Source organism: Salinimicrobium aquimaris, assembly GCF_035607535.1.
GTDB lineage: Bacteria > Bacteroidota > Bacteroidia > Flavobacteriales > Flavobacteriaceae > Salinimicrobium.
On the sequence record NZ_JAYDZX010000001.1, the window covers coordinates 260250 to 273550 of the forward strand.

At 40.3% G+C, this 13301-nt stretch carries 13 protein-coding genes; 8 read left to right on the plus strand and 5 right to left on the minus strand.

Annotated features, from left to right (window positions below):
- Positions 1-36 precede the first annotated feature (36 nt).
- Positions 37-447, plus strand: a complete 411-nt coding sequence (locus VR862_RS01195) for a nuclear transport factor 2 family protein (protein WP_324719112.1) — start codon at positions 37-39, stop codon at positions 445-447.
- Positions 448-480: 33 nt separating this feature from the next.
- On the opposite strand, the gene VR862_RS01200 is transcribed toward VR862_RS01195, so the two are convergent.
- Complete coding sequence (locus tag VR862_RS01200; RefSeq protein ID WP_324719113.1) at positions 481-867, minus strand: hypothetical protein; 387 nt, start codon at positions 865-867, stop codon at positions 481-483.
- A 160-nt stretch (positions 868-1027) separates the two neighbouring features.
- On the opposite strand from VR862_RS01200, the gene VR862_RS01205 reads away from it, so the two are divergent.
- On the plus strand, positions 1028-1693 hold the full coding sequence (locus tag VR862_RS01205) for a hypothetical protein (RefSeq protein ID WP_324719114.1): 666 nt from the start codon (positions 1028-1030) through the stop codon (positions 1691-1693).
- A 7-nt stretch (positions 1694-1700) separates the two neighbouring features.
- Here VR862_RS01205 and VR862_RS01210 read toward each other — a convergent pair whose 3' ends face one another.
- Positions 1701-2942: an APC family permease gene (locus VR862_RS01210; protein WP_324719115.1), complete on the minus strand. Its 1242-nt coding sequence runs from the start codon at positions 2940-2942 to the stop codon at positions 1701-1703.
- Between the two features lie 159 nt (positions 2943-3101).
- A complete protein-coding gene (locus VR862_RS01215) occupies positions 3102-3575 on the minus strand; it encodes a ferritin-like domain-containing protein (protein WP_324719116.1) in 474 nt (157 codons plus the stop codon).
- A gap of 163 nt (positions 3576-3738) precedes the next feature.
- Between VR862_RS01215 and VR862_RS01220 the strand changes: the two genes are divergently transcribed.
- The 3 genes from VR862_RS01220 (at position 3739) to VR862_RS01230 (ending at position 5446) form a co-directional block, all read left to right on the plus strand.
- A complete protein-coding gene (locus VR862_RS01220; RefSeq protein ID WP_324719117.1) occupies positions 3739-4197 on the plus strand; it encodes a universal stress protein in 459 nt (152 codons plus the stop codon).
- 129 nt (positions 4198-4326) lie between these two features.
- Complete coding sequence (locus VR862_RS01225; protein WP_324719118.1) at positions 4327-4794, plus strand: cupin domain-containing protein; 468 nt, start codon at positions 4327-4329, stop codon at positions 4792-4794.
- A gap of 208 nt (positions 4795-5002) precedes the next feature.
- A complete protein-coding gene (locus tag VR862_RS01230; RefSeq protein WP_324719119.1) occupies positions 5003-5446 on the plus strand; it encodes a cold-shock protein in 444 nt (147 codons plus the stop codon).
- Positions 5447-5518: 72 nt separating this feature from the next.
- On the opposite strand, the gene VR862_RS01235 is transcribed toward VR862_RS01230, so the two are convergent.
- Positions 5519-7387 (minus strand): M61 family metallopeptidase, encoded by a 1869-nt coding sequence (locus VR862_RS01235; RefSeq protein ID WP_324719120.1) that lies wholly within the window; start codon positions 7385-7387, stop codon positions 5519-5521.
- Positions 7388-7680: 293 nt separating this feature from the next.
- On the opposite strand from VR862_RS01235, the gene VR862_RS01240 reads away from it, so the two are divergent.
- The 3 genes from VR862_RS01240 to VR862_RS01250 all read left to right on the plus strand — a co-directional run bounded on the left by VR862_RS01240 (position 7681) and on the right by VR862_RS01250 (position 10770).
- Positions 7681-9798, plus strand: a complete 2118-nt coding sequence (locus VR862_RS01240) for an elongation factor G (protein ID WP_324719121.1) — start codon at positions 7681-7683, stop codon at positions 9796-9798.
- A 10-nt stretch (positions 9799-9808) separates the two neighbouring features.
- Positions 9809-10210, plus strand: a complete 402-nt coding sequence (locus tag VR862_RS01245) for a hypothetical protein (RefSeq protein WP_324719122.1) — start codon at positions 9809-9811, stop codon at positions 10208-10210.
- 92 nt (positions 10211-10302) lie between these two features.
- On the plus strand, positions 10303-10770 hold the full coding sequence (locus tag VR862_RS01250) for a DUF1569 domain-containing protein (RefSeq protein WP_324719123.1): 468 nt from the start codon (positions 10303-10305) through the stop codon (positions 10768-10770).
- A gap of 95 nt (positions 10771-10865) precedes the next feature.
- Here VR862_RS01250 and VR862_RS01255 read toward each other — a convergent pair whose 3' ends face one another.
- The gene (locus VR862_RS01255) at positions 10866-13181 is read right to left on the minus strand and encodes a S9 family peptidase (protein ID WP_324719124.1); all 2316 of its coding nucleotides are present in this window, start codon (positions 13179-13181) and stop codon (positions 10866-10868) included.
- Positions 13182-13301 lie beyond the last annotated feature (120 nt).

Below are 13301 nucleotides of genomic sequence, written 5' to 3' on the forward strand. Positions count from 1 at the left end.
TATTTAAAACAGTTAGGATTTGAAAAACAGGTGATTATGAGTTCTTCAACAGATACAACGATGACTGAAAAGGAAAAGTTTTTAAGGGACGTCAATAAAGCGTATGCAGAAGGGGATGAAAAATTCTTTATGGACCACATTACCGACGACATTTGCTGGACGGTTGTGGGGGAAAAGGATATTGCAGGAAAGGCTGAATTTAAGGAGGTCCTGGATCAAATGAAAGAGATGCCCGAGGTTGAGATCCAGGTGGAAAATGTTTTTGTAGCCAACAATAATGGAATAGTGGAAGGGGTGATCATTAGCAGGAACAGGCTCGGTCAAAAGAAGCATTTTGGATTCTGTGACATCTACAAGTTTACCGAAGGGAAGGAGTTCAAGATCTTTGCAATAACTTCTTATGTGATAGATATCAGTCGGCACATGCAATATCGGGAACGCTGCTAAAAAAAATTAGCCACCTCGCGGGTGGCTAAAAGATTATTTTTTGTTGTCATTATTTCTGGTTTTTTCTGAAGGATCCCGGTACTTTTCAGCTTTTTCACCTTTATATACCGTATTTGTTTGCGACTCTATATTATCGTTTGAATTAGCCGATTCTTTTGGTCTTCTTTCTTTTTCAACATCCTGAGGCTTGTTAGTGGTAGGATTAAACTTGCGGTCGTCCTGCCCGGGAATATCCAGGTCGGCACCGGCATAATCTATATCTTCTTCCCGATCCTTAAAGTAGTCTCCCTTTTTTTCGTCCTGACTCTGATTGTTTAATGTGGATTTGTCTTCGGGAGTGATTTCCGGATTATACTTCTGGTTCTCCTCCCGTTTCATGTCTGTACGATTATTTTTTGGTTGTTCTTCTTTTTTTGTCATGGCTTTGTTTTTATTTTAAATTACAGATAATCTTATATTTACCCCATGATCTGCGGTTAAAATGCAGTTAAATTTTTTAGCTACTAAGGTCAAATTTCCGGCTGGAAAGACAAGATTGGTTAAATTTTTGATATCTTTTTGCTGAAGTATATTGTGGTATATGAAATATCTCTTTTCCTTAATTTTCGCTTTAATCTTTTGTGTAGGGCATGCACAGGTTGATAATCCAACTGCTCCTGTTAAAGCCCCGGGCGAACTCATGGCCCCGAAGAAGGGTAGTGAATCTTCCTCCTTTATCAAATCTAAAGGTAATCACAGTCTTAGTTCAAAGAAAGGAATCTTCAGCACCGAGAGTGAACCTCTAAAGCTGGGAGAGAAGGAGCCAAAATCCTTCAGCATGAGAACAGATGAGAATGGGCTCATGACCTTCAAAGGAAAAGATTTTACTCCAAAAGCATTTACCAAAGACAAGGAAGCAAGAGAAGAATTCCGAAGGGATCAATACCTGGGGGATTTTAAAACTACAGGCGTATTTGTAGAACTATATTGTCGTGACCATGAATACATTGATGGTGACAAGGTAAAGATCACAGTTAATGGCGTGGTGATCAATAGGAATATGTCTCTTGGAGCTACATATACTCCAATTATGGTAAGGCTGGACAGCGGACTCAACAACATCGAATTTGAAGCCTTGAATCAGGGTACTTCAGGACCTAATACTGCAGAATTAAGGGTTTATGATGATCAGGGCAGGGAGGTAATCCGTAAAGAGTGGAACCTTCTTACAGGGGCCCGTGCAAACCTTGTTGTGGTTAAGCAGTAGTGGCCTGTTAAAGATTTCCTTCAAACAGGTTATAGATATTGAACCCAAAGAGGATCAATATTGTTATAAATGCAATAATGGTGGGAATTGGAATATTATTGACGTTTAACCTGATATAGAACGGCGGTTTTTCATCTTTCTCATTTCTTTTTTTGTGTCTTAAGTTAAGCAAGGCCATGTTGACCATTCCAAAAACGATAAAAATAAAGATGTTACTAAGGCTGGCGACGATCTTTAGATTTCCGATGAGTCCAAATCCTATAGCGACTAAACTTATTGCAACTATAGCATAGTTTGGGGCATTGCCTATTCCCGAAATAGTAGTAAATCTTTTTAGCCAGGATTTCTCACTGTCCCTTGCGACATCATAAAGCAGCCTGGAGGTTCCAAGTATATTGCTCAGAATAGTTTTACTTGTAGCGAAAAGGGCGATGATCACCAGGGAAGTGGCACCCCATGCTCCCAATTTTGCTTCTATAACCGCTGCCAAAGGTCCGTTAGAATTTGAAAGTTCCTTCCAGTCCAGCACACTCACGGAACTTATTGCAATCAAAACATACACCACCAGGACAATAACCCCGCTCAAGATCACAGCTTTTGGCATGTTCTTTTTTGGCTCTTTTGTCTCCTCGGCCATCTTAACGAGATCTTCAAACCCAATATAGCTAAAGAAGATCAATGCTCCTCCTGCAAAAAGACCGGTCCAACCCCGGTCGTTAGTTTGGAGGAGGGGAGTGGTGCCAAATTCGGGTATGCTCACCACCACTACTGCAGCAAGACCTATAAGCGTTACTACTGTGGCGAAAGAATTAAAATAAGAGCTGTACTTCGCCCCAATAATATTGAAGAAGGCCATTAAAGAGATAATGCAGATCACGATGATCCAGGAAGGAAAATTTACCAGGCGACTCAGATAATCTGCAAAACTTATTGATATCGCAGCTGCAGCGACTATCCCTGTGAAGGCCATAAAAATGGACATGATAAATGCAGTCCTTCTACCCAGGCCTTGCTTGATATACTCAAAACTTCCTCCGGAATCGGGGAACCTGCTTACAAATTCGGCATAGGAGAGGCCGGTGAGCAGAGCTACTGTCGCAGCTATCACAAAGCTTAGCCATAACATGTTGCCGCTAAGACCTGCGGCCTGTCCAATAATTGCATAGATCCCGGCACCTACAATGCCGCCAACTCCAAACATTAATACATCCCAAAATCCCAAACTTCTTTTGAGTTCGTTTTTTCCCATAGAGGCAAGTCAGTTTTTATGATGCCGCTTAATATAAATTTTTGGATATGTTTTATTTACAAGTTTAACAGGAACTAAAGAAAAACCTAACAAAACTTAAGAAGCAAACATAGAAAAGCCCCTGCTTTTGCGGGGCTTTTACAACTTTTAGAACTGTAATTAGTGTAATTGCTTCATCGATTTCATTTCAGAAATACTTTCCCTGATTTCAGCTAAATGACGGCGTAGTACGTCCTCAATCTTAGCAGGAAAGTTGCTCTTTCTCAGTTTGGTTTCATATTCTTCCACACTGTTCTTTTCACCCCGAAGGCATTCCTCCAAAAGTGCCTTATCTGTATCTTTTTCCAGAGATGTTTTAAGGTTGATCCAGGTCCTGTTCAATTCCCCTAAGATTGAACCGGAATCTCCGGGATGTTCATTAAGAGAGTGTAGTTGATGATCAATTTCTGTTGCGAAATGATTCTTCCTTGCCGCCTGCTTTTTAAAGAATTCCTTTAAAGTCGCATTTTTAGTGCGTTCCCGGGCTGTTTTGTAATCTTTTTCGGCCTCATAGTTTTTTTCCAGCAGTTCCTGCAGGCCGTGCGTTACCTTTCTGTGACTTTCTTGCCGGGCAGATTCTCTTGTTGTTTTCATGAGCCTCTAGTTTTTGATCCTCTTAAATATACGAAGAAGGAAAAACATTATACATGAAAAACGTCATTTTTGAATACTAAAAAATTGATTGCGATTTCCTTACGACTTTGACTAAGAAGTCATCATTTTCACGAATTTTCGTATTTTTAAGGAAAAGCCAGTTATGAAAAAAATACTCATTGCCGTAGATTATAATCCTGTTTCTGAAAAAGTTGCTGAACAGGGTTACGAACTCGCCAAAAATCTCAATGCTGAAGTTTGTCTTATCCATGTATTGGATGATGTGGGATTTTATGGAGCTCAATATCCTACTTTCATGGGGTATGATGGCTATTCAGGAATGGGGCCAGACCTCGATGTGGCAATGGAAATGAAAAATATCGCTGAAGAATTCCTTGAAAAAGCCAAATCTCATCTTAATGATCCGCAAGTGAAAACCCATCTTGCTGAAGGTGATACAGCAAAAACTATAATGGCGTATGGGGAAGAGTGGGGGGCTAATATTCTGGTTATGGGCACTCATAGCCATTCTGTCCTTGAAAAGCTTTTAATGGGCACCGTGGCCGAAAAGATCCTGGAAAAGACAAAAATTCCGGTATACCTGGTGCCGGTAAAGAAATAATAAAATGACTGCGAGTCGAATTAATGATTATCTTTAGATAAACCTTTCCGGTTTCAAAACAAATGATCATTATAACACGGACTTCCGTAGTTATTGTTCCCCTGACTTTTTAATTCTAATACTTTTCTTATGAAAAACAGGGAACAGATTAAGATCCTCGTGTTTATCGGCTTATTACTTTTTTATTGTGTAGAAGTTTTGGCACAGGATAACAAGCTTAGTGAGACCACCTCTGTGGTACATGATGCTAATGACAAAGACCTGCAGTGGGGACCGTGTCCCGATTTTATGCCGCAGGGATGTGAAATAGCTGTATTACATGGAGATCCAGCTAAAAAAAATGTAGATATTCTTTTTAAAGTTCCTGCCGGCGCAGATATTCCCAATCATGCTCATACCTCGGCCGAACGAATGGTATTAATCTCGGGAGAGCTTGAGGTAACCTATGAAGGAGAACCTTCTCAAACATTAATTACGGGATCCTATGCCTATGGACCTGCAAAGAAAGCACACACAGCCAAATGTGGAGATTCTGGCCCTTGTGTGCTCTTCATAGCCTTTGAAGAACCTTTGGATGCCTATATAATTGAAAAATGAGATTTTTCAGAAGGATTTTTGTAAATTATAATAAATTGAACCTCAAGGTCAAATAGATTCCTTAAAAGACAAAAAGAAGTTATAACTTTGTACCACATCCAAGGCTAGAACAATTTTAGGTAAATCTTCTCCAAGATATTTTTCCAATCTTCTTTTAGTACTTCAGATTATTTTATTTATATTCAACTGAAATCCAATTAAATCGCTAATGGCAAAGTCACAACAGACGTACAACAAAATTGAAAAAGAAAAAAAACGCTTAAAGAAGCGTGAAGAAAAGAAGAAGAAAAAGGAAGAAAGAAAAGCAAGTGGTGAATCTGTTTCAGAATTTGCTTATGTAGATGAGTTTGGAAACCTCACCGATACTCCTCCAGATCCATCTCAAAAAATAGAGGTAGATGCTGAAAGTATTGAGATTGGTATCCCTAAGAAAGAGGATTCAGATGAAGAAACTGATTTTAGCAAAGAAGGAAAAGTTTCCTTTTTTGACTCTTCCAAAGGATTCGGATTTATCCTGGACTCCACAACTCAGGAAAAATATTTTGTGCACGTTACAGGCCTTATTGATGAAATTAGTGAAGGTGACAAAGTGAGCTTTGAGCTTGAAAAAGGTCTTAAGGGCATGAATGCCGTAAGAGTAAAGAAGATCTAAAAATACTTTTTTGAGATAAAAAAAGAGCGGCAGTTTTTATTGCCGCTCTTTTCATTTTAAAAAGTACCGGAATTATGATTTTAACCAGCTATGTCTTAACTCCATTTGCTCATCATTGGGATTCATGATCTCGACAAGTCTTAAGCCCGTGGCCATAGGTTCCACTACCTTCCCTTTCACTTCCATTTCCTTACCATCTCTAATAATTGTGAAGCTGATGGGATCTCCTACACTCCAGTTTGCTGAATCTCCAATAAGATCATAAACATTCTGTACATTATAGGCTTTGCCGTTAATGCTTTTGATAACATCTCCTCCTTTAAGTCCAAGTTCTTCAAAGAAGGTACTTAGGGGTAGATCATTTTTAAGTACTATTTCTCCTGAAGCATTTACAGTTATATAGGGAGTTGCAGGATCCTGAAGAAAATAACCCACAGGAATTTCTCCCTCCCTCATTTCAAGACCAACTTTTTTAAAGAAATCGTCATATGGAATTGGGGTAGTGCCACTAACATATTTTTCGAAAAATTCTCCTATTTCAGGATAGGTTAATTCTTCGATCACAGAAAACAATTCTTCATCTTCAAATGGCGTGTTTTTACCATATAAGCTTGTTAGCTGTTTCATTAGGTCAAGAAGACCCATTTCTCCGTTACTCAGCTCCCTTAACCTAATGTCCAGGGCCATTCCTATGAGGGCTCCCTTTTGATACACATTGTAATAACTGTTCTTATATTCGTCTTCCAGGATATTGCGGCTCATTTCAGTAAAGGACATGGTATCATCAAAATTCTTAGAAACACCTATCTTTTCCTGGATCCTGTCGTAAAAATCCTGCCTTGAAATAAGATCCTGATTCACCTGGAAAAGGTTGGCAAAATATTCGGTTACCCCTTCGTATAACCAAAGATGTTGTGACATTAAAGGATCATTATAATCAAAGTAATGCACCTCATTTGAATGGATTCCTAGAGGTGTAAGAATGTGAAAGAACTCGTGTGAAACTATATCTGTGAGAGATTCATTTAGTGCTTTCAGGTCCATTTGCTCGGGCATTACCACAACAGTAGAAGTGTGATGTTCCAAAGCTCCAAAGTTGGCCGCATCACCTTCTCCGGGAGTAGCCGACAGGTAGAGAAGGATCGCATATTTATCTGTATCATCTACTTCCCCCAAAAAGGCTTTTTGGGCAGTGATCATTTTCTCCATTGCAGGCTTGAAATCCTGAGAGCTGAATTTCCCGGAAGGAGAATAAACATGCAGCAATACATTCATATTATCTACCTTAAAGGAAGCCGTATCCGGAGCTGCGTACATAATAGGATTATCGGTCACCTCAAAATACCTGTTAACGCTGAAGATATCCTTTTGTGTGTTTGGATCTACTTCCTGTGTTGCAAAGAGGTCCAGGGCACTTCCGGCATAAAGATCCTTTGGCCTAATGATCTCCAGGCGGTAAGGTTCTTCTGTTAACCCATTAAAATAACCCACAAAACCGTGAAGATTCAGAAGAAAATTATTATCCTTATTGATGTTCGTGCCGGCCATAGAATAAATACCGCCTTCTCCCGGAACATCAAAAGTATCGTTCATCCAATAGGTAACCTTATCCAGCCTGGTCGCACCGGTAATCCTCCAGCTGTTCTCATCCTTTGCAGTGACGCTAAGCTCATTTCCCTTGTAATCGTAAGCTTTTAAATCTTCAGCATATTTTCCATAGTTGGCGGTAGAATAGGTGCCGGGAACGATCTTTGGAATATAAAAAGTAATAGTATCAGTCTTTATCTGTCCGGGATCAACAGTGACCATGATCTTATCATCCTGTACATTGGCCAGATCCATGGTAGTAACGATGGGCTGGTCTTCAGAAACGTTGGTTTGAGGGGCTTTACATCCCCAGATAGTGGCAGTGAATGCCAAAGCATAGATTACTTTCTTCATGAAAAATTTGTTTATAGTAAGACTCTTCCAGGCTTTAAAAGTTACAGCAGAGGAAAATTTGTTTCCAAATTATCACTTCCCGGTTTAAAACTAATTTCTTTTATGATATTAATCATGAAAGCGCCAAAAAATTTATTGATTCAAAAAGTATATGGCTTCAAAATAATAAATTTAAGGGTGATTATATAAGTCGATAAAACCGGAAAAAATGGTCTGTCCTTTTTACTTCTCAACTTCAAGAACCGGGCTTTTCGAATGCATTTCTCTTCTCATTCCACTAAAAACTTTTAAAGATGAAAATTTACGATGACAAACACATTAAGAATGTAGTCTTTGTTGGCGCTCATAACGCGGGCAAAACCACCCTGGCAGAAACTATGTTGTTTGAAGCCGGATTGATCAACAGGCGAGGTACAGTAGAGGCCAGGAACACAGTTTCAGATTATCATGAAATTGAACATGAAAAAGGGAATTCTGTCTTTGCAACTCCTTTACATACCGAGTGGCGGAATTACAAGATCAACATTATAGATACTCCGGGTCTGGATGATTATATAGGCGAGATAATTTCTTCAATAAGAGTGGCCGATACTATAGTAACCGTCCTCAACGGGCAGTACGGCGTGGAAGTCGGCACAGAGATCATTTGGAACTACATTAGGGTTTACCAAAAGCCCACCGTTTTTGTCATCAATCAAATAGATCACCCCGGACTCAATTTTGAAACTGCCTTCAATTCCATCAAGAACCTGGTGGGGAACAAAGCAGTTAAAATGCAATATCCATTGATGATAGATGGCAGGCAATGTATCATTGATGTACTCAAAATGAAGATGTACAAATTCCCGGCGGAAGGAGGGAAGCCCGAAAAACTTGCTATACCCGATGATCAAAAAAATTTAGCTGTTGCTTTACATAACGAACTGGTGGAAAAGGCAGCGGAAAATGATGAAGAATTAATGGAATTGTTCTTTGAGAAAGGATCCCTCAATGAAGATGAAATGCGGAAAGGAATAAAAGCCGGAATGCTCAATTATGACCTGTTCCCGGTTTTCTGCACATCTGCCCTTAATGATATGGGTAGCGGTAGGTTGATGGGCTTTATAGATAATGTAGCTCCCGCGGCCGTTGACTTAAAAGCTGAAAAAAGCAAGAAAGGCAAGGAGATAGCTCCAAAACCCAAAGAATCTCCTGTGCTGTTCGTTTTTAAGACCATTCATCAACCCAATTTAGGTCAGGTTACTTTCTTCAAGGTCAAAAGGGGAGAGGTGAAAGTAAATGATAAGTTGGTGAATTCCAGAAGTGGTGAAACAGAGGTCTTCAACCAGCTTTTCATAATGGATGGAAAAGAGAGAAACCCTATTTCAAAACTTGTAGTAGGGGATATTGGGGCTACTTTAAAACTGAAACATACAGAAACAAATGACACATTAACTGCTGCCGGGGAAGAAATTACTATTGAACCTATTGAGTATCCACAGCCAAGAATAAGAAGAGCTGTTTCTGCAGTAAATACAAAGGACGAGGAGAAACTAAGTGATGCCCTTAAAAAGATCCATAGCCAGGATCCAACGGTGGAAATTACCTTTTCAAATGAGTCCAGGCAGTTGATCCTGGCTTGCCAGGGAGAACTTCATTTGGCAACAATAGATTGGCTGCTGAAAAATATTCATGGAGTGGAGGCCGAATTTAAAAATCCGAAGATCGCCTTTAGAGAGACCATTCAGCGATCTTCAGGGTCCAGTTACCGGCACAAGAAACAGTCGGGAGGATCCGGTCAGTTTGCAGAGGTACATTTGAAGATCGAGCCCTGGGAGGAAAATATGCCGGAGCCGGAAGGATTTAATATCAGGGGGAAAGAAGAAGTTGATTTGCCCTGGGGTGGTAAATTAGTCTTTTATAACTGTATAGTTGGAGGGGTAATCGATCAACGTTATCTGCCTTCGGTAATGAAAGGAATCATAGAAGTAATGGAAAATGGTCCCTTGACCGGTTCATATATTAGGGATGTGAGAGCAATGGTCTATGACGGGAAAATGCATTCTGTGGATTCCAATGACATCTCCTTTAAAATTGCCGGGGCTCATGCCTTTAAAAAGGCATTTTTGGATGCCGATCCAAAACTTCTCGAACCCGCTCTTGACCTAACAGTGAGGGTTCCTGAAGATATGGTTGGAAATGTAATGACCGAGCTTCAAAGTCGGCGTTCGATCATCCAGGGAATTGAAAGTGCAGAGAACTATCAGATCCTGAAGTGTATTGCTCCGGAATCTGCCTTGTTCGGATTCTCTACCGAACTTCGTTCCCTTACAAAAGGAAGGGCGACCTTTAGCACCAGTTTTAACGGCTATCAACCTGTTCCATCCAATATTCAGGATGAATTGACAAATAAGAAGGAATTGGCCAGCTAAAGGATCTAAAATGGAATTTTTTAGGAGTGTTGAAATAGAGATTTCCGAAGCAGAACTATGTTCACGGCTTGCCCTCAAAGAACTAAATTCTTTTAACAGCAGCCTCCTCTTAATAGATGAGCCTAATGACCATCATGTTCGCACAGGCGGGATTTGGGGTGAATTTACCCTAACCCGGGATCCCATTGCCGGCGGTGTACGTTTCGCTTTGAAGGAATGCCCGAACGCTTTGAGCTGGACCGTTACTACAGGTTTTCCTCCCGAACCCGAAAAGGTCGTAATTCATCTTACGATCAACAGGAAAGAAAAGGACCCGGCCTTTATTGAAGAGCTGGAAGAATTTCTCGAAGATTTTGCTGAAGGAATAACAACCTTTCTCACCACAAAAAACCCGGTTTTGACTCAAGATTGATTCACATACCAGAACTTTTTTAGAGCACCCGTCACGGCCAAAGTCGACGGGTGCTTATTTTTCAATACTTTTAGAAAAAGAAGATAAAAAGAATGAAATCAAAAAAACTTCAGGCACAGTTAGAGGAGATGGAGCAGTATATCCAAAAGAAAGAACAGCTCGACCCTGAGATCTCCAAAGCTCCCGTAGGATGGCACCTGGCTCACAACCTGAAGGTCATTCATTCTATCCTTGATGCTATAACGACTTCCGATCCCGGTAGATACCAAAAGAAATTCAGCTGGATCAAAGAGTTCGTGTACCTTACCGGCCGCATTCCAAGAGGAAAAGCAAGGGCTCCAAAAAAGGTAGTTCCCGAGGAGAATGTTTCCGAAGAAGTATTAAAGGCACAGATAGACATGGCAAAAGAAAAAATTCCCGGAATCTTAGAGCTACCTGAAAATGCCTTTTTTGAGCATCCTTATTTTGGACACATTAAAAGAGATGAAACAACTAAATTCCTGGTGATCCATACCGGTCATCACCTAAAGATCATAAGAGATATTCTCAAATGGAAATAGTATATGGAGATCTGTGCCAAACCTGTTCTGAAAAAATAACCTCCCAAAAAATGTATTTTTGGGAGGTTAGAAGGATTACTGAGTTCTATCCAATTTTAATCTCTAAATTCTGGTTGAAGTTCCTGATCTTTCAAATGCTTTGCATAAAAGCCTAACATTGCTTTATAAAGATAAATGCGGTTTTCTTCTTTACCAAAGCCGTGGCCTTCATCATATTTGACCATATAAGGAACATCAACACCTTTTGCACGCAGTGCCCTTACAATTTGATCGGACTCATCTATGTTGACCCGGGGATCATTGGCACCCTGAACCACAAGTAATGGTTTTTTGATCTTATCAATGTGGAAGACCGGAGAAACTTCCTCTATGATGGCGCGCTCTTCGGGAATGTTCTCGTCATACCATATCTCTCTCAGGATTTTTTCATAAGGTTTCCAGTAAGGCGGAATGGTTTCCATAAACGTAAAGATGTTGGAAACACCCACATAATCCACACCTGCAGCATAGAGATCTGGCGTTTTGGTGAGACCTCTTAGCACCGCGTATCCACCGTGGCTACCACCATAGATCGCTGCTTTATCAGGATCAACCCAACCCTGGTCGATCACGTATTGTAAACCATCTTCCACATCGTCCATAGCTTTTCTTCCTATCTGCTTAAACCCGGATTCCATGAATTCCCGGCCATAACCTCCCGAAATTCTGAAGTTTACCTGTAAGGTTGCATAGCCGCGGCTGGCAAATAGCTGCGCTTCGGGATTAAAGCCCCATGTATCCCGTATTCCCTGCGGTCCCCCATGCGGATTAACAATAACAGGCACTTTTTTCCCTTCTAAGGCAGCTTTAGGTAAGGTGATATAGCCATGAATAGTCTTTCCATCCCTGCTTTTAAAAGTGATTGGTCTCATTTCGGCCATGTCTTCTGCCTTGAGTTGAGGCATTAGATTATACAACAGCTCAAACTTATCGGCTGCTACGTCATACGACCAATATTCTCCGTACAGTTTATCACTTTGGAGGAAAATAAGATATTTGCTTTCATCGTCGGTTTTATCTGCAATGGAATACTGCTTATCAGGGAATTTCTGGGTGATTCTTTTATGTAATTTTTTATAGTAATCGCTTACCGGTACAATTTCCCGTTTTTCGCCCTGGAATGTGTAATAATCCAGTTCATAATTGCGGTTTCTTGAAAGGGAAACTCCCGAAATATCATAATTATCATTTGAAAATAGCTTTTTGATCACTTTATCTTCCTTCAGATCATAGAGGTAAACCGTATTCTTGTCTGTTTCCAGGTTTGAAACTACATATGCATCATGAGGATATTCAGTTGCATAATTCAGGGAAGGATTAAAAGTATCTTTCCAGTTGATTTGCTTTACAACTTCAAATTCATCACTTTCAGAATTTTTTTTGTAGTAAAGATCCATGTTAACACCTTCCCGCAAGCGCACGAATCCCCGCAAAGCCCCGTCCTTGTCAAAGAGGTAGTTCATAATGGGATTTGCGATGTCCTCATTGGAGTATAACCTGGTAATCTCCCCGGTTTCAATATTGACCTTATAGGGTTCAAAGACCTGTGCATTTTCCTTGTTCATGGAAACGATGACGTGGTTTTTATCGTCCTTTAGAAGATCAAGGATCTGAGTCTGTACTCCTTCAAAGGGCGTCAAATCCATGGTATTGGAACCGTCAACATCTGCTGCGTATAAATGATAATTTTCATTCCCTCCTTTGTCCATTACATAAAGAAGTCTATCCTCATTAGCCCAGCCATAACCCCGTACTAGTTCCTCTTTTTCTTCAATCGCACGGGTTATTTCGTTAGTCTTCAGATTTTTTACATATACATGATTCTTTGCATTCTCATCCTTTTCCCGGTAAGACATGTATTTACCATCTGGTGAGAACTGGAAGGAACTCGCCTTTGGTTTTGCAAAGTAATCTTCGACTTCGTATTTATATTTCCCCTGATCATAAGCGGCCAATTGCTCTAATTCTTTTTCGGAGGAGGGCAGAGCAGGATCTCCCGGAACAGTTTTTTCCACTTTCTTAAGGATGAGGGGGAATTCCTGGCCAGATTGCCTAAAAGTTCCTGTGATAGTCTCTCCACTTAAAGAACCTGTATAAGTAGCACCGATCTGGGAGTAGGAGAGGGTCACCTGATCATCTTCAAGTTCGACCTTGTCAAGCAGTAATCCAAAAGCTCCCTGTAGCGGACTATCCATAGTTCCTGAAAAAGAGTCATTTTCCCTGGAAATGTCGAATTTAAGAGGCAATTCTGTGCCCTGTACACTCAATTTCCCTTCCCAGGATCCTTCAAGTTCCTGCGCCCGAATTCCGCTAACACCTGAAAACACGGAAATTAGCAGGACAGAAGACAACTTTAAAAATTTGTTTTTCATTTTCTGGTTTTTAGTTAGGATGCATAAGGTACTTAATTTTCCGAAAGTTTACTTCAGATAGTTTGGGAGCTGAGTTTGCGATCATAGTTGGAGAAATGCTTTCAAATTTCATTTTACAAA